Below are 15,183 nucleotides of genomic sequence, written 5' to 3' on the forward strand. Positions count from 1 at the left end.
CGGTTTTCCGCCAGGAAATGCGTAAAAACAAATAGATAGAGCGCCTAGTGACTCCGTTTAAACCGGAAACGCTCTAGCCGCCTTCATGCCGGCCAGCCGCTCTCTTACTTCAACGTCTCGCCACATAGGGTAGCGAGACGGAGATTTTCGGATCGAGTGTTTTTCACGCTCGACGGATTTTACTCGTGAATCGAGTACTCGCCCAACTCGCAGAGATCCTGCTTGTCTTCAGTCGTGTCGAGACCGGAACCTTCTTCGAATTCAAAGCGCATGTCGTATTTGCAGACATCACGTCCGTCGGCGATGGTAATTTCCATGCTTTCGCCCGGATTAAGCACCTGCCGCCCGAAGACGTCGTCTTCCCACTGATCAACACCGACCGGCGATGTGTAGAAGTTCGTCAAAACGGCATTCGTCTTGTTCTTAAGCTGAAAGACGAGATCCTCAGCGCTTGCGGTGGCCGTCGTTACGGCAAGAATGGCAAGAGCAGTCAGGGCGATCTTATATTTCATTTTATGTCTTTTCCTCCATTGTTGGCTTTGTTTGACACTACCTATACGGGTCGCGCTGTTGGGATATTCATTCCCAGTTCTGTCTAGAGACAATATTTTCAGCACTGACAATAGTGACCGAATCACCATTTCGGGGCGCGTCCTCGCAAGGCCATGTCGTTGGCGACTGCGGACGTTCGCAAACTGGCGGGCAAGCGCAGCCCGGTCGAATTGCGCTTTGAAAACAGTGGTTGGCTGCGATGCGGGCAGCCTCGCTGCGCGTGTTGGACGCGCCGCATTGGCCCATGTTCCTTGCCCCCCGAAAACCGTACCTGCGTGCCGGCAGCATGTCCTTTGCGCAGGCACGCACAGCGTTTCACTTTCGACAATCGGGCTGCTATTGACGGAGAACCGCTTTAGCCAATCGCGCAGGCGCTGGGTGACTTGTTGCTTTCATCGTGCGAGGGGCTGAATCACGCGCTCGCCCGCCCTATCTACGTCACACTTTCGTTGACGCTCGCAACGAGCACGCGGCCGCTTACGCCACCGATGGCCGGTATTTCGACCGCCTTCGGATCTGCGTTCGCCTTGAACCTCGCGTGGGGCGTCGACCGCCAGCGGCATTCGCCGCTGCCAAACCTGTTGAGCGTGTGGCCGATGGCGCTCAATTCTCCTGAACGGAAACCCCGTCCTGGCCAATCTTGATCTCTACGCCGGTCGGTTTTGTTTCCTCGCGGTAGACATAGGCGCCGAGACCAATGACGGCGACGGCGAGCATGGCAATGATCAGATAGAGCCCATTACGGTTCATTCAGCAATTCCTCGCTTGGGTACGGTATGGGTAACTAGGTTCGTACCCAAGAAAGGCAACGGTGCGACGCGGACTGTTCGCTCCTCGCGCGGATGATGCAGGACGGATGCGAACGGCCGTAGGCTTTTTCTCCGCACGATCCGTTGGCCGAGCGCTCTTGCGACGCATCGGCTCGGGCCGCGGAACGTCCCCGACGTGGAGCACGAAAGCGTGCTGGCGCACGTATCGGGCACTTGGTCTGAATATGTGCCCGATGCGCGACGAGACGCCTCGTACCCCGCGCCTGAGCCCAATCGGCTGATGGCCCTACAACGAACGGCCTCAACGGGAGTGCGGTCCTCTGGATTGAGACTGCCCCCGAATGCGCTTGAGCACAAGCAACCCACCTCATAAGAAAGCTCATCAAATGCGCTTCAAAATCAGATGGATGATTGGATGAATCTCGATGTTCAGAACCTTGACGGAGCCTGCCACTGCGGAACGGTTCGCTTCAATGTGAAACTGAAGAGCGGCCTCCGCACCGCCCGCCGTTGCACTTGCTCCTATTGCCAGTTGAAGGGCGCGGTTGCCGTCTCTGCCGCCAAGGACGGGGTCACGGTTCTCTCCGGCGGCGAGGCACTCACCAAATATCAGTTCAACACGAAGGCTGCAGAGCATTACTTCTGCTCGAAGTGCGGCATCTACACATTCCACAAGCCGCGCGCGAACCCGGATTTCTACGGCGTCAACGCCGCGTGCCTTGAAGGCATAAGCCCATTCGATTTCGAGGAGCTACCGGTGAACGACGGCATCAACCACCCGATGGACACGAAGGGATCGACCGGCCCAAGGCTCGCAGGAACGCTCAAGTTTATCCCGGCGGAGTGACGACAGGCGCGGCTGGCAGGACGCCGGCCGCAGCCGTTCAAACTGCTGCACCCTGAATGAGGGGGGCGTTCGTTGCGCCGCCAAGACGTCGAAGATCTACTCGCGGAACGCGAACGGGCGCGCTTGACGAGGCAGAGTGTTGCCAGAAGCAATGGGGATGGAATCGGCAATCTGCTGCTTGGATCGAACGTCGAAGAGGGAGATAACGGGAACCAATTGCCACACCAAGAGGAATGTGTGGCAGCAGATGAAATCCTGCAGTCCAAATAGCGAAACTAATTCAACTACTTAGGAGTGGCTTTGGAGGCCTCGCCCGGAATTGAACCGGGGTACAAGGATTTGCAGTCCTCTGCGTCACCACTCCGCCACGAGGCCTCATCGACTGAGATTATCAAGTCGTGGCGAGCGTTTAGAATGAATATAGAAAGAGCGCAAGAGGGGATTTCTGAAAAACGTCCTCAGGCATTTCTGAAATTCCATCTTTCTCCAACTCTTCCACAGGCTTACCGATCCGGCCCCATAACGGATCGCCGCGAACCCCTTCGACGACAGGCGGCGGGCGCTATACGGCAGCGTCCGACACGAGGCAATTGGATGGATTTACCATTTCGACAGACGGCCCGAATCTTCCGTCCAACCCTTCTTCCGACGTCGCGGGGCGCTGCTACCTTGTACACCGTTTCACGGTAAAGCTACCTTGCACCAAGATTCTTCAGGGAATTGGACGTTGAATCCAGAGTTGATCATCTACCCAAGCTCATACTGACGGTAGTTTTCTGTGGAATGTGCATTGCGGTCGCAATCTGGCGTCTATTCCAGCTCGCGGTGACCGGCCGATTGGACATGTCGCCAATTTTCCCGAACCTTAAGGCAGATTTCCGAGCCAATCCCATCAAGCTGCTTCTAGCAAGCTCTCTTGTTGTGTTCTTTCTGGCACTATCGGCTCTGGGGTTGATAATCGGTATTGATATCGCGCTCGGTGGATAACTTAGACGGCTACACGCTTCCGGCCCTCATCATTCTCTCTGATGACGCCGAGCACCGTCTAACACCAGGGCTTGGGCTGTCCCTTCCAGGGCCGAACCAAGCCCTCCGATACGAGCACGGCGCCGAGAGAGCGGCCGTCGCGCATCACCACGCGCAGCTTTTCGCTGTTCTTGTCGTCGCTCCTGCCGATGGCCTCGATCAGCCTGAACTCGCCGGCGTTCAGCAACTCGCGCAATCGCTGCTTGGCGTAGAAGCCGCGGGCACGTTCGCTATCGCAACTCGCCTGCTTGATTCGCGGTGCATCGACGTCGGCGACACGGATCTCCTCGCCCTGGTAGCGGAATGTTCCGCCGTCGACGACGCAATTGTCGTTGCGGGTACCGCAGAAATAGAACTGATTCGCCTGGGGCTCGACGGCCGTGGGCTGCGCGATCGGGCGCTCGACGGGTGTCGGTGCGGCCAACCCGACATTGACTGCGGGTATCGGTCCGTCGACAGGCTTCGTCTTGTGCGTAGCCGAGGGCATGGCGACACGGGCCTGCGCCTTCGGCCGATCGTCCGACCTGGATGTGGATGTCGACTTGGGCGCCGATGCGAACACATCCGAAACGCCCGGCAGATCCCGCAACTGTCCACGGTGGTCGTACGCAACAACGCCGCCGACTGTCAGCACCGCGGCGAGATACCAGGGCAGCATTCCGCCCTTTTTCTTTGTCCGGCTGCCGCGGCGACGCCCGCGGCTTGTCGTGGTCTTAGCCATTCCGCCCCATCCTTAATCCGGGCGGCATTATGCTGCCGATCCGTTGCCGAATGGTTTTCAACGACAGCCCGAATGCGGGAGTTTGCGCACAAGTCGGTCGGGAGGACGCGGCGGTCCATGACTTTCATTCGATTGGAGCCGCCGCCACATCGTCGCCGACGAAGGAGCCGAATAGGCTCGGCTTCCGTGTAGCGTGAGCTTGTGGCGCCCTGTCGAAGCGAGGATCGCCCTCGCGAACGAATCATCGTTCCTTCGAAGACCCCGTCCCGTTGCGTCGGCGCGCCCACCAGACTGCGAACCTTCGGCGGCGGCGGCGTACTGAAGGAATATCGTGCGAGAGGATGAGTAAGCCCAAGGGCACCATCCAGAATCCGAGCACGGGCAGAAAGCCGAGAAAGCCGCCGAATATCAGCAGCCCGCCAACCAGCATGCGCAGCAGTGGTGATTCCGGCAGCCTCAGGCGCCATTTGCCAAGCACGATCTGCCGTGTGTGCGGGTCTATGCCGAAATGCGTCTGTTTTCTGTTTTTATGCATCATTCCCTATCCGGCTGCCTTTCCCACAATTGGGGGCTTCTCCACAGGCTCGCAACAAAACTTCTCACTTTTTTTAAAAAAACAGCTTGGCAAATCGGAAAAGCATTTGTATTAGCAGCCTCACTTCTGCAGGACACGCCGCGCAGATGATCCCTGGTAGCTCAGCGGTAGAGCATTCGACTGTTAATCGACAGGTCGCCGGTTCGAATCCGGCCCGGGGAGCCAGTTTTTAAAGAGCCATTCGCGGTAACGCCCGAATGGCTCTTTTTCATTTTGCGGCTATGGTGCCGGCGACGCCTTCCTCCTTCCTCGCCCCCGGGAATGTCATGAGCGCAAATCCCACAACGCCGATTCTGGTCTGGTTTCGTCGAGATTTGCGCCTTCAAGACAATCAGGCACTTGCCACCGCGGCGCAGACGGGTGGACCGGTGATTCCGATCTACATCAATGAACCGGAGGAAAGCGGCAATGGGCCGCTTGGTGGCGCGCAGCGTTGGTGGCTGCACCATTCGCTCCAGGCATTGCGGGCATCGCTGCGGGCACACGGCTCCGACTTTATCCTGCGGACCGGTGCGCCGTTGGATGTGATCGCCGAGATAGCGCGGGAATCGGGCGCGACGACCGTGTTCTGGAATCGCCGCTACGACCCGAGCGGAATAGGAACCGATGCGCCGCTGAAGAAAGCGCTCGTTGAACGCGGCTTCACCGTCAGCAGCTTTGCAGGGCAACTGTTGCATGAGCCGACACGGCTCCTCACGAAGGGTGGCGGCCCTTATCGCGTGTTCACGCCGTTCTGGCGTGCGTTTGAGGCCAGCGGCGAGCCGGCGGCGCCGATTGAGACGCCGGAAATGATCAGAGCGCCTGTGAGGTGGCCGGCATCCGAGGAGCTTGAACGGTGGAAGCTCTTGCCGACGCGGCCGGACTGGGCATCGACGTTCGCCGAAATCTGGACGCCGGGCGAGCAGGCCGCTGCCGAACGCCTGCACAAATTCGTTGAACATGCCCTTGCCGGCTACAAGGCTGAGCGGGACGTCCCTGCAGCGCAAGGTACGTCCATGCTCTCTGCGCATCTTGCCTTCGGCGAAATCTCTCCGGCGCAGATCTGGCAGGTCACGCGTGGCCTGACGGAAACGCCGGTGGACGATGTCGTCACTTTCCGCAAGGAACTCGCCTGGCGCGAGTTCTCTTACAATCTGCTGTTTCACAATCCGGATCTCGGCCGTCAAAACCTCGATCGTCGTTTTGATGGCTTTCGCTGGCTGGACAATGACGAACAGTTCCACCGCTGGACAAGGGGCCTGACCGGCTATCCGATTGTCGACGCCGGCATGCGGCAGCTCTGGCGCCACGGCTACATGCACAATCGCGTCAGGATGATCGTCGCCTCCTTCCTGATCAAGGACCTGCTGATCGACTGGCGACGCGGAGAGGCGTGGTTCCGCGACACGCTGGTCGATGCAGATCCGGCCTCGAACGCAGCAAGCTGGCAATGGGTGGCGGGGTCCGGCGCCGATGCCTCGCCTTTCTTCCGCATTTTCAACCCGGTGCTCCAGGGCGAGAAATTCGATCCGGAGGGGCTTTATGTGAAGCGTTTCGTTCCGGAGCTCGCTGATCTCGAGGCGCGTTATATCCATCGACCATTCTCGGCCCCCTCGGCAGTACTGGCTGCCGCCGGCATCGAGCTTGGAGTCTCCTACCCCACCCCCATCGTCGACCACGCCTTCGCGCGCGACCGCGCGTTGGCCGCGTTTCAGGAAATCAGAACCTAAAAAATCGCTACAACCGCGCCGCCACCGGTACAAATCCATGGTTGGCCTCTCGCAGGATTATCGCTAGGCTCACGTTACGGATGCAACGATTGCCGGAGGGTGGTTTATGCATGATACAGAAGCCTGCTTTGCCGAATTCGACAACGCCGAGCACCTTTCGACTGAAAATCTCTCGCAGGTGCTGAAGGACTTTCCGCTCAAGGCCCAGATGGTCCTGCGCGGCCTCGTTCACCTTGAGGCCGGCGCGCTGGCGCTCGCTTTGCCCAACGGTCGGCGGCTGCTGGTCAAGGGAAAGGTGCCGGGGCCATGCGCCGCCGTGACACTTCACAACTGGAATCTTCCGCACCGGGCAATCACCGGTGGCACCATCGGCGCCGCGGAAAGTTATATAGACGGCGATTGGGACAGCCCCGATGTCGGCGCCTTTCTCGAGCTTTTCCTTGTCAACGCAGACATCGGCAACAGATTCCCTAACCGGGCGCGCGGGTTGATGCGGCTGGTGGAAAAATTCCTCCACTGGGGCAATGCCAACACCAGGACGGGCGCACAGCGCAATATCTCTGCCCACTACGACCTCGGCAACGCCTTCTACCGTGAATGGCTCGATCCGAGCATGACCTATTCGTCGGCACTTTACGCTAGCGGCGCCAACGATCTGCAGTCGGCCCAGACTGCCAAATACCGGGCACTGGCCGAGGCGACGAATCTACGGCCCGGTGACCATGTGCTTGAGATCGGCTGCGGCTGGGGCGGTTTTGCAGAATTTGCGGCGACCGAGATCGGCTGCAAGGTCACCGGCCTGACCATCAGTCGCGAACAACTCGCGTTTGCCCGGGAACGCATGCACAGGGCCGGCGTCGCCGACCGCGTCGAGCTGAAATTCCAGGACTATCGCGAGGAGAAGGGCCTCTATGACCGAATCGTCTCGATCGAAATGTTCGAGGCGGTCGGGGAAAAATTCTGGTCGACCTATTTCTCGCAGCTGAAGCGCTGCCTGAAACCCGGCGGCAAGGCCGGCCTGCAGATCATCACGATCAAGCCGGAAGCCTACGAGGAGTACCGCTCCAATCCGGACTTCATCCAAAAGTACGTTTTCCCCGGCGGCATGCTGCCGACGCGCGAGCATCTGGTCGATCTCGGGCGCAACGTCGGTCTGCGAATGATCAACGATTTCGGCTTCGGTGGCGACTACGCCCGAACGCTCGGCGAGTGGCGGCAGCGCTTCTGGTCGGTGTGGAGCCGGATCGAGCCGCTCGGTTTCGATCTGCGCTTCAAGCGCCTGTGGGAGTTCTATTTCTACTACTGCGAAGCCGGTTTCCGCGCCCGCAACATCGATGTCCGTCAGATCGTCTTCGAATGAGGCTCGCCGCCGCTACAGCGCCGCGCGTCTTATTAGACGCGCAAAGGTCGCTGTAGCACTTTGAATGGCTGCAAGTTTTTATCCTTAAATCGAATAGGATTTAAGGAAACATGCAGTAGGCTTTACCGATCGTCCGACAACGCCTATGAGGCAACCGATCCAGATCTTTTCTTGAAGGTTCCTCATGCGGCTTGCATGGTTTTTCCTGGCGCTCGCGATCGCGACTGAGGTGGCGGGCCTGACGGCGATGAAGGCCGCATCCGCCAATGGCTCCTATCTCGGCCACGTAGTGATGTATGTCTCCATTGCGCTTTCCTACGTCTTCCTGGCAAAGGCCGTGAAGACCATTTCCGTCGGCGTTGCCTATGCCATCTGGGAGGGGTCCGGGGTCGCGATCATTACGCTCGTTTCGGTGTTCGTGTTCGGCCATGTGCTGACCGGCCGGGAAATGCTGGGCCTGTCGATGGCGGTGGCCGGTATCCTGCTCGTCAATGCAGGCGAACACCGCGAAGAGGACGCTCCGGCCACGGAGGGAGCCATCGATGAGCGCACCTAGTCTCTATTTCGTCTTTGCCGTCATCGCCGGCATCCTCGACATCGCTGCCAATCTCGCTTCGACCAAATCGAATGGCTTCGCGCGCCGCGGCTGGGGCGCGCTTTCCATCGTTCTCGTGCTCGCCGCCTTTGCCTTCCTTGCCGAAGCGGTCAAGGGCATGGAACTTGCGATCGCCTACGCGGTTCTCGGCGCGACCGGGATTTTCGGCACGGCCATTTGCGGCCGCCTGCTCTTCGGCCAGAAGCTCAAGCCGATCGGCTGGGTCGGCCTCGCCCTGATCTTCGGCGCAGTACTGGTGCTTCACACGGCCTGATGTGGCCGCCCCTTGGCGCTCGTGCGGGTGTTCGTCGCTTTTGGCGGCGTCGCGCCTTGCCGGGTCAGCCGGTCAACGAGCGCGAAGTAGGCACCATATGGCAGCAGGCGTGACAACTTTGCGATAGTGATAGAGCGCTTCGGGAAGCTGACTTCGAAATGCTTCGACTTCAGGCCCTCGACGACGTGCTGAGCGGCCTCGTCTGCACTGACCATGCCGGACCTTGCAAATCCAAGCCGCGGCGAACCGGTCGTGTCGACAGGCCCCGGATTGATCAACTGCAGGCGAATGCCGATCCGGTCCAGATCGAGCTTCAAGCTCTCGGCCAGATTGATCAGGGCCGCCTTCGTGGCGCCATGGGCGGCGTTGCCCGGCAAACCGCCATAACCTGCAGCCCCCGACACGATGGCGATGTGGCCCTGCCCCCTTGCCTTCATGTGGGCCACTGCCGGCAGCAGACAATTGACGACACCGTTCACATTGACCGCAAAGCTCCGCTCAAAAGCGTCGCGATGCAGATCGTCGCCCCTCACCGGGATTGTCACCCCCGCATTGAACACGGCCAGAGACAGGTCGCCGTGATCATATTCGATCGATGCCAACACACGTTCCATATCCTGAGGGTCGGTGACATCGCCATCGAGAACGATGATGCGGCCGTCGGCGGCAGCTTCCTGTTGCAGGGCCACCAGTTTTTCGTGATTTCTGGAGGTGACGACCACCGAATAGCCGTCTCGCACCAGCCGCAATGCCAGCGCTCGGCCTATTCCCGAACTCGCTCCCGTTACCCATGCCAACCCATGCTCGGAATTCGTCTTGTGCATACTCATTGCCCATACCTCGGCACGCACCCGCCCGGTGCACGCTCAACTCAAGGGGCCGGCGAATGACACGCCCGGCCCAGACCAATCCCCCTCCAATATCCGGCGCGCACCCAGAGCGGCCTCGACCCTAAGCTTTCCCCTCGAAGACGTTTTTTGTTCGGGACAGGGCAGCGGTGAAACGCTATTTCTTGCCTGGGAAACAGGCTGAGCCGAAAACACGCCAATATTTCGGCGATCCGGTGTCGTTCTCAACGTTCGCCGGCCACTCGGCGTTTTTCTTCGGTAACGCGGCTCGCTTCAGCGGCCGTTCTCAAGCACGAGGTTCTGCAATGGCCATTCTTCCGTCCGTTCTTGAAGCAATCGGCAACACGCCCCTGATCCGGCTGAAATCCGTATCCGAGGCAACCGGCTGCACGATCCTCGGCAAGGCGGAGTTTCTCAATCCGGGACAGTCGGTGAAGGATCGCGCCGCGCTCTGGATCATCCGGGAGGCGGAGAAGGCCGGGCAGTTGAAGCCGGGGGGCGTGATCGTCGAAGGGACTGCCGGCAATACCGGCATTGGCCTTGCCCTCGTCGGGCAGGCACTCGGCTATCGGACCGTCATCGTCATTCCGGAAACCCAGAGCCAGGAAAAGAAGGATGCGCTGCGTCTTCTTGGAGCAGAGCTCGTCGAAGTGCCGGCTGTGCCGTACAAGAACCCGAACAACTACGTGAAGATCTCCGGTCGCCTGGCCGCTGAACTCGCAAAGACCGAACCGAACGGCGCCATCTGGGCAAACCAGTTCGACAATGTCGCCAATCGTGACGCCCATGTCGCCACCACGGCGCCTGAAATCTGGCGCGATACGGACGGCAAGGTCGACGGCTTCATCTGCTCTGTCGGCTCCGGCGGTACGCTTGCGGGCGTTGCAGAGGGCCTGCGCGCCAAGAACCCTGCGATCAAGATCGGCCTTGCCGACCCTGATGGTGCGGCGCTCTACAATTACTACGCGCACGGGGAGTTGAAGGCGAGCGGAAGCTCCATCACCGAGGGCATCGGCCAGGGCCGCATCACCGCCAACCTCGAAGGCTTCAGTCCAGACTTTTCCTACCAGATCTCCGATGCCGAGGCCGTGCCGCTGGTCTTCGACCTGATCGAACGCGAAGGCATTTGCGTCGGCGGATCAACGGGCATCAATATTGCCGGCGCCGTCCGGCTCGCCAAGGAGCTCGGTCCGGGACATACGATCGTGACGATCCTTTGCGACTATGGTAACCGCTATCAATCGAAACTCTTCAACCCGGACTTCCTGGCCTCGAAGGGCCTGCCTGTTCCGGCCTGGTTGAAGGGCCCCTCAAGCATCACCGTTCCATACGAATCAGTCGGATAAGATTTGCGATGACAAAGACCGTGACTGCCCTCTTCCGCGAAGATTTCTATCTCTCGACTTGCGAAGCAAGTGTCACCGGAATTCTGGAGGATGGCGGGATCGAGCTTGATCAGACCTGCTTCTACGCCACGTCAGGCGGACAGCCGGGCGATAGCGGCTTCCTGGAGCGCAGCGACGGCAGCCGCATCGACGTTGCCGTTGCCCGTCATGGCGCGACGAAGGACATCATCATCCATGTCCCGGCGGAAGGACAGCCAGCGCCTGATATCGGCGAGAAGCTGGTCGTGCATATCGACTGGCCGCGCCGCTACCGGCTGATGCGCATGCACACGGCTTGCCATCTGCTCTCCGTCGTTTGTCCCTTCCCGATCACGGGCGCAGCCGTAGGCGAAGATGAAAGCCGGGTCGATTTCGACATGAGCGAAACGATCGATAAGGACGAGGTGACGGCAGCGCTGAGGAAGCTCGTCGACGAGAACCACCCGGTCTATCTGCAGTGGATCACCGACGAGGAACTCGCAGCCAACCCCGGTATCGTCAAATCCAAGAATGTACGCCCGCCCGTCGGGCTTGGTCGCGTCAGCCTTGTCTGCATCGGTGAAAACTCGGCGATCGACAGCCAGCCCTGCGGCGGTACACATGTGTCGGAAACCCAGGAAGTCGGCGCGATCCACATCGCCAAGATCGAGAAGAAGGGCAAGGAAAACCGCCGTTTCCGCATCCGCTTCGGCACGGCAGACGACCGCCAGACAATCTGAACAGGAGATACGACCATGACCAACAACAAAAGCGCTTACGTCGTTTCTCCGGACTGGTTGCAGCAGCGGCTCAACAATCCCACCATTCGCATTCTCGATGCCGCCTGGTATCTGCCAGCCCAGAACAGAGACCCGAAAGCGGAGTACGACGTGGGCCACATTCCCGGTGCCGTGTTCTTCGACCAGGATGCGATCGCCGATCACACGAGCGGACTGCCGCATACGCTGCCGACGCCGGAAGCCTTCGCCACGGCCGTTGGTGCGCTCGGTGTCAGCGAGACCGATACGATCGTCGTCTATGACGGCCCGGGCATCATGACCGCGCCGCGCGTGTGGTGGATGCTGCGCATCATGGGCGCAAAGGACGTCTATGTGCTCGATGGCGGCATGGACGGCTGGAAGAAGGACGGACGCCCGGTGACGACGGACGTTCCCTCGCCCACGCCCGTCACGTTCAACGTTACTTTCACGCCTTCGGCGGTAACCTCGCTTGAGCGCATGAAGGACATCGTGCAATCAGGCAAGGTCCAAATTGCCGATGCGCGGGGCGCCGGGCGCTTCCTCGGCGAAGAGCCAGAGCCGCGTGCCGGAATGCGCTCCGGCCACATGCCGGGCGCGCACAGCCTGCCTTCCACCACCTTTTCCGAGAACGGCAAGTTCAAAGATCTCGACACGCTGCGCAAGACATTTGCCGAGGCGGGCGTCGACCTTTCCAAGCCCGTGGTGACAACCTGCGGCTCAGGCGTCACGGCAGCCATCATCACGCTGGCGCTGCAATCCCTCGGCCACACCGACAATACGCTTTACGACGGCTCCTGGTCCGAATGGGGTGGCCGCGCGGATACCTCCGTTGTGACCGGCAGCGAGTGACATCATGCGCCCTCCCAAGCTCGCCTCACTGACTGCCCACGTCACCGAACTGGAAATGACGGCACCGCCCAAGCAGAGCTTGCCGATGCCGGTCAACATCCAGACGGCAATCCTGCGCGTGTCCGACATCCCGCTGAATTACTATCGGTTCCTCTATCTGCGGGTTGGCAAACGCTGGCACTGGGCCGATCGTATCCGCATGAGCGACGAAAAGCTGGCTGCGTTACTCGCCGACAAACGCACGAGCGTTACCGTGCTCTATGTCAACGGCGCACCTGCCGGCTTCTTCGAGCTTCACCAGGCCGATGACAACGTCGTCGAGCTGACGCATTTCGGCTTGATGGAGCACGCGCTCGGGCTTGGCCTCGGCAAATGGTTCCTGCTGCAAACGCTGTTTGCTGCGTGGACCTTGAACCCGAGCAAGGTTACGGTCACGACCAACAATCTCGACCACCCACGGGCGCTCCAGCTCTATCAGCAATTCGGCTTCTCGCCCGTCGCCACCCGCGAAGCGACCATCGAGCCGCTGACGGACGAAGAACTGCTGGCCTTCGCTAAGAATCTCTGACGTCCGCACGGCCGCAAGTTTCGGGTGTCGCCGCCGCACCAGGCGGGGCACAGTGCGCATCAAATGATCCCTATTGATCTGGAGATGCACGATGGCCCTGCGCTACATACCGATGTCCACCGATCAGGCCGAGCGCCTAAGACAGGGTGGCAACGATGCTTATGGCAACCCGCCGGAACGCCAGATATCCGATGGCGACGGCGTTCCCTGTCGGCATTGCCTTGGCAACGTCGATGCCGGCGACACCTATCTGATCTTCGCGCTGCGGCCTTTTACGTCGCTGCAGCCCTATGCCGAGACCGGTCCGGTTTTCATGCATGCCGACGAATGCCCGGCATATAGCGACGAAGTTCGGCCGCCCATCCTGACGTCGAGCAAAGACTATCTGCTGCGCGGCTACGGCAGCAATGAGCGCATCATCTATGGGACCGGCGGCGTGGTTCCCGCCGAGCAGCTCGAATCTCGCGCTGAAGCTCTGCTCTCCATGCCTGAGGTCGCAAGTGTGCATGTCCGATCGGCCAAGAACAATTGTTATCAATGCAGGATAGAGCGCCCCTGAAGCGTCGGTCCGGCCATGGCCGGACCGACTTCGTTAGGGTTCAGGCGACGTTGAGCACCGCTTCCGGCGCGTAGGCGTCGTAACCGAGTGCCTCGGCAACGGGGGCGTTGGTCACCCGTCCGCGGTGAACGTTGAGACCGGCACGCAGGTGCCGATCTTCCGCGACTGCCTTCAGACCACGATCAGCCAGTTGCAGACCGTAGTGCAGCGTGGCGTTGTTGAGCGCATGGGCTGACGTCACCGGGACGGCGCCAGGCATATTCGCGACGCAATAGTGGACGATCCCGTCGACCTCGTAAGTCGGGTCCGAATGGGTGGTCGCGTGCGATGTCTCGAAGCAGCCGCCCTGGTCGATGGCGACATCGACGATGACGGCACCCTTCTTCATCCCGGTCAGCATTTCCCGCGTCACAAGCTTAGGTGCGGCAGCGCCTGGAATGAGAACGGCTCCGATGACCAGATCGGCAGAGAAAACCTCATCCTCGAGGGCATCGATGGTGGAGTAGCGCGTGTGTATACGACCGCCGAAGATGTCGTCGAGCTGGCGCAGACGAGGAATAGAGCGATCGAGGATGCTGACATCAGCGCCAAGTCCAGCTGCCATTCTGGCGGCATGGAGGCCGACGACGCCGCCGCCGATAATCGCGACCTTGGCGGGAAGCACACCGGGCACACCGCCGAGCAGAATGCCGCGGCCACCGTTGGCCTTCTGCAGCGATGTCGCACCGGCCTGAATGGCCAGGCGACCCGCGACTTCCGACATCGGCGCCAGAAGCGGCAAGCCGCCGCGCTCGTCCGTGACGGTTTCATAGGCGATGGCCGTGACGCCCGAATTGAGCAGACCCTTGGTCTGTTCCGGATCCGGCGCGAGATGCAGGTAGGTATAGAGAATTTGGCCCTCGCGCAGCTGTGCCCATTCGGAAGGCTGCGGCTCCTTGACCTTGACGATCATGTCCGATTTTTCGAACACATCCTTTGCCGTCGCGACTATCTTCGCGCCAGCGGCACGGTAGGTATCGTCATCCGCGCCGATCCCCGCTCCTGCCTTGGTTTCAATGATAACCTCGTGGCCGTGAGCGACATATTCACGTACCGACCCGGGGGTCAGGCCGACTCGGTATTCATGGTTTTTGATTTCCTTCGGGCAACCGACACGCATCGCGCGTTCCTCTCCTGTTGTGGGCAATTTTGCCTCATTGACACGCCCTCAGCAAAACACGCGGCGAAACGAATGTCCTTGCAAAGATGTCTCCGCGGAGGCATCAATTTCGAAGAATATTGCGTCATTGTCCGAGCTATTGGTGGAAATCGCGAATGAGTGAACTTGATGCCATCGATCATGCGATTCTGCGCATTCTTCAGCAGAACGGCAGGATTTCGAACGCCGATCTGGCGGCCAAGGTAGGGCTGTCGCCATCGGCCTGTTCGCGCCGGGTCGATATCCTGGAGAAATCAGGCACCATCAGCGGCTACCACGCCCGCCTCGCCCACAAGGCGCTCGACTACCAGATCATGGTGATCGTGCATATTTCCCTGTCCGGGCAGTTCGCCAAGACGCTGGCCGAGTTCGAGGCAGCGGTAAAGCTCTGCCCCAATGTTCTCGTCTGTTACCTGATGTCGGGCGAATACGACTACATTCTGCGGGTCGCGGCCAAGGACCTGCAGGACTACGAACGCATCCACCGAGACTGGCTTTCCGCCCTGCCCCATGTGGTCAAGATCAACTCGAGCTTTTCCTTGCGGGAAGTGATCGACCGGCCGAACGTCGGCATATAACGAGCTGCG

17 protein-coding genes and 2 tRNA genes are annotated in these 15,183 nt (G+C 60.1%); 12 read left to right on the forward strand and 7 right to left on the reverse strand.

What is annotated here, in order from left to right:
• Positions 1–179 precede the first annotated feature (179 nt).
• Positions 180–512 carry a hypothetical protein gene (locus tag ASD52_RS21120; protein WP_025427051.1) on the reverse strand — a complete coding sequence of 111 codons (333 nt, stop codon included), beginning with the start codon at positions 510–512 and terminating at the stop codon, positions 180–182.
• Positions 513–1,155: 643 nt separating this feature from the next.
• Positions 1,156–1,302: a hypothetical protein gene (locus ASD52_RS39425; RefSeq protein WP_025427050.1), complete on the reverse strand. Its 147-nt coding sequence runs from the start codon at positions 1,300–1,302 to the stop codon at positions 1,156–1,158.
• A 435-nt stretch (positions 1,303–1,737) separates the two neighbouring features.
• Between ASD52_RS39425 and ASD52_RS21125 the strand changes: the two genes are divergently transcribed.
• Positions 1,738–2,169: a GFA family protein gene (locus ASD52_RS21125; RefSeq protein WP_025427049.1), complete on the forward strand. Its 432-nt coding sequence runs from the start codon at positions 1,738–1,740 to the stop codon at positions 2,167–2,169.
• 301 nt (positions 2,170–2,470) lie between these two features.
• On the opposite strand, the gene ASD52_RS21130 is transcribed toward ASD52_RS21125, so the two are convergent.
• From ASD52_RS21130 to ASD52_RS21145, 3 genes are all read right to left on the reverse strand, one after another.
• A tRNA-Cys gene (locus ASD52_RS21130) sits at positions 2,471–2,544 on the reverse strand.
• A gap of 670 nt (positions 2,545–3,214) precedes the next feature.
• Positions 3,215–3,916, reverse strand: coding sequence for a thermonuclease family protein (locus ASD52_RS21140; RefSeq protein WP_025427047.1), 702 nt, complete (start codon positions 3,914–3,916; stop codon positions 3,215–3,217).
• A gap of 241 nt (positions 3,917–4,157) precedes the next feature.
• Complete coding sequence (locus tag ASD52_RS21145) at positions 4,158–4,451, reverse strand: hypothetical protein (RefSeq protein WP_025427046.1); 294 nt, start codon at positions 4,449–4,451, stop codon at positions 4,158–4,160.
• 150 nt (positions 4,452–4,601) lie between these two features.
• Here ASD52_RS21145 and ASD52_RS21150 point away from each other — a divergent pair.
• The 5 genes from ASD52_RS21150 to ASD52_RS21170 all read left to right on the forward strand — a co-directional run bounded on the left by ASD52_RS21150 (position 4,602) and on the right by ASD52_RS21170 (position 8,449).
• Positions 4,602–4,676 (forward strand) — tRNA-Asn (locus ASD52_RS21150).
• A 101-nt stretch (positions 4,677–4,777) separates the two neighbouring features.
• Positions 4,778–6,220, forward strand: coding sequence for a deoxyribodipyrimidine photo-lyase (locus ASD52_RS21155; protein WP_057225465.1), 1,443 nt, complete (start codon positions 4,778–4,780; stop codon positions 6,218–6,220).
• A gap of 106 nt (positions 6,221–6,326) precedes the next feature.
• Positions 6,327–7,580 carry a cyclopropane-fatty-acyl-phospholipid synthase family protein gene (locus ASD52_RS21160; protein WP_057214161.1) on the forward strand — a complete coding sequence of 418 codons (1,254 nt, stop codon included), beginning with the start codon at positions 6,327–6,329 and terminating at the stop codon, positions 7,578–7,580.
• Positions 7,581–7,764: 184 nt separating this feature from the next.
• Positions 7,765–8,136, forward strand: a complete 372-nt coding sequence (locus ASD52_RS21165) for an SMR family transporter (protein ID WP_025427043.1) — start codon at positions 7,765–7,767, stop codon at positions 8,134–8,136.
• Positions 8,123–8,449, forward strand: coding sequence for an SMR family transporter (locus ASD52_RS21170; RefSeq protein WP_025427042.1), 327 nt, complete (start codon positions 8,123–8,125; stop codon positions 8,447–8,449). The genes ASD52_RS21165 and ASD52_RS21170 overlap by 14 nt, the downstream gene beginning before the upstream one ends.
• On the opposite strand, the gene ASD52_RS21175 is transcribed toward ASD52_RS21170, so the two are convergent.
• A complete protein-coding gene (locus tag ASD52_RS21175; RefSeq protein WP_025427041.1) occupies positions 8,437–9,279 on the reverse strand; it encodes an SDR family NAD(P)-dependent oxidoreductase in 843 nt (280 codons plus the stop codon). The genes ASD52_RS21170 and ASD52_RS21175 overlap by 13 nt on opposite strands.
• Positions 9,280–9,602: 323 nt before the next feature.
• Here ASD52_RS21175 and ASD52_RS21180 point away from each other — a divergent pair, with 323 nt between their 5' ends.
• From ASD52_RS21180 to ASD52_RS21200, 5 genes are all read left to right on the forward strand, one after another.
• Entirely contained in the window at positions 9,603–10,643 is a 1,041-nt protein-coding gene (locus ASD52_RS21180; protein ID WP_025427040.1) for a cysteine synthase A, read from the forward strand.
• Between the two features lie 8 nt (positions 10,644–10,651).
• Positions 10,652–11,401 carry an alanyl-tRNA editing protein gene (locus tag ASD52_RS21185; protein ID WP_025427039.1) on the forward strand — a complete coding sequence of 250 codons (750 nt, stop codon included), beginning with the start codon at positions 10,652–10,654 and terminating at the stop codon, positions 11,399–11,401.
• 15 nt (positions 11,402–11,416) lie between these two features.
• Positions 11,417–12,271 (forward strand): 3-mercaptopyruvate sulfurtransferase, encoded by an 855-nt coding sequence (gene sseA / locus ASD52_RS38655; protein ID WP_025427038.1) that lies wholly within the window; start codon positions 11,417–11,419, stop codon positions 12,269–12,271.
• Between the two features lie 4 nt (positions 12,272–12,275).
• Positions 12,276–12,839, forward strand: a complete 564-nt coding sequence (locus ASD52_RS38660; RefSeq protein WP_025427037.1) for a GNAT family N-acetyltransferase — start codon at positions 12,276–12,278, stop codon at positions 12,837–12,839.
• A gap of 91 nt (positions 12,840–12,930) precedes the next feature.
• Positions 12,931–13,398: a DUF1203 domain-containing protein gene (locus ASD52_RS21200; protein ID WP_025427036.1), complete on the forward strand. Its 468-nt coding sequence runs from the start codon at positions 12,931–12,933 to the stop codon at positions 13,396–13,398.
• 40 nt (positions 13,399–13,438) lie between these two features.
• On the opposite strand, the gene ald is transcribed toward ASD52_RS21200, so the two are convergent.
• The gene (gene ald / locus ASD52_RS21205) at positions 13,439–14,557 is read right to left on the reverse strand and encodes an alanine dehydrogenase (RefSeq protein ID WP_025427035.1); all 1,119 of its coding nucleotides are present in this window, start codon (positions 14,555–14,557) and stop codon (positions 13,439–13,441) included.
• A gap of 155 nt (positions 14,558–14,712) precedes the next feature.
• On the opposite strand from ald, the gene ASD52_RS21210 reads away from it, so the two are divergent.
• On the forward strand, positions 14,713–15,174 hold the full coding sequence (locus ASD52_RS21210; RefSeq protein WP_025427034.1) for an Lrp/AsnC family transcriptional regulator: 462 nt from the start codon (positions 14,713–14,715) through the stop codon (positions 15,172–15,174).
• Positions 15,175–15,183 lie beyond the last annotated feature (9 nt).

The sequence above is a fragment of the Ensifer sp. Root142 genome (assembly GCF_001426785.1).
Classification (GTDB): Bacteria; Pseudomonadota; Alphaproteobacteria; order Rhizobiales; family Rhizobiaceae; genus Ensifer; species Ensifer canadensis.

Excerpts from the sequence above, each read along its gene's own strand:
- ASD52_RS21120 (WP_025427051.1), bottom strand. The coding sequence starts at position 512 with ATGAAATATAAGATCGCCCTGACTGCTCTTGCCATTCTTGCCGTAACG.
- ASD52_RS39425 (WP_025427050.1), bottom strand. The coding sequence starts at position 1,302 with ATGAACCGTAATGGGCTCTATCTGATCATTGCCATGCTCGCCGTCGCC.
- ASD52_RS21125 (WP_025427049.1), top strand. The coding sequence starts at position 1,738 with ATGAATCTCGATGTTCAGAACCTTGACGGAGCCTGCCACTGCGGAACG.
- ASD52_RS21140 (WP_025427047.1), bottom strand. The coding sequence starts at position 3,916 with ATGGCTAAGACCACGACAAGCCGCGGGCGTCGCCGCGGCAGCCGGACA.
- ASD52_RS21145 (WP_025427046.1), bottom strand. The coding sequence starts at position 4,451 with ATGCATAAAAACAGAAAACAGACGCATTTCGGCATAGACCCGCACACA.
- ASD52_RS21155 (WP_057225465.1), top strand. The coding sequence starts at position 4,778 with ATGAGCGCAAATCCCACAACGCCGATTCTGGTCTGGTTTCGTCGAGAT.
- ASD52_RS21160 (WP_057214161.1), top strand. The coding sequence starts at position 6,327 with ATGCATGATACAGAAGCCTGCTTTGCCGAATTCGACAACGCCGAGCAC.
- ASD52_RS21165 (WP_025427043.1), top strand. The coding sequence starts at position 7,765 with ATGCGGCTTGCATGGTTTTTCCTGGCGCTCGCGATCGCGACTGAGGTG.
- ASD52_RS21170 (WP_025427042.1), top strand. The coding sequence starts at position 8,123 with ATGAGCGCACCTAGTCTCTATTTCGTCTTTGCCGTCATCGCCGGCATC.
- ASD52_RS21175 (WP_025427041.1), bottom strand. The coding sequence starts at position 9,279 with ATGAGTATGCACAAGACGAATTCCGAGCATGGGTTGGCATGGGTAACG.
- ASD52_RS21180 (WP_025427040.1), top strand. The coding sequence starts at position 9,603 with ATGGCCATTCTTCCGTCCGTTCTTGAAGCAATCGGCAACACGCCCCTG.
- ASD52_RS21185 (WP_025427039.1), top strand. The coding sequence starts at position 10,652 with ATGACAAAGACCGTGACTGCCCTCTTCCGCGAAGATTTCTATCTCTCG.
- sseA (WP_025427038.1), top strand. The coding sequence starts at position 11,417 with ATGACCAACAACAAAAGCGCTTACGTCGTTTCTCCGGACTGGTTGCAG.
- ASD52_RS38660 (WP_025427037.1), top strand. The coding sequence starts at position 12,276 with ATGCGCCCTCCCAAGCTCGCCTCACTGACTGCCCACGTCACCGAACTG.
- ASD52_RS21200 (WP_025427036.1), top strand. The coding sequence starts at position 12,931 with ATGGCCCTGCGCTACATACCGATGTCCACCGATCAGGCCGAGCGCCTA.
- ald (WP_025427035.1), bottom strand. The coding sequence starts at position 14,557 with ATGCGTGTCGGTTGCCCGAAGGAAATCAAAAACCATGAATACCGAGTC.
- ASD52_RS21210 (WP_025427034.1), top strand. The coding sequence starts at position 14,713 with ATGAGTGAACTTGATGCCATCGATCATGCGATTCTGCGCATTCTTCAG.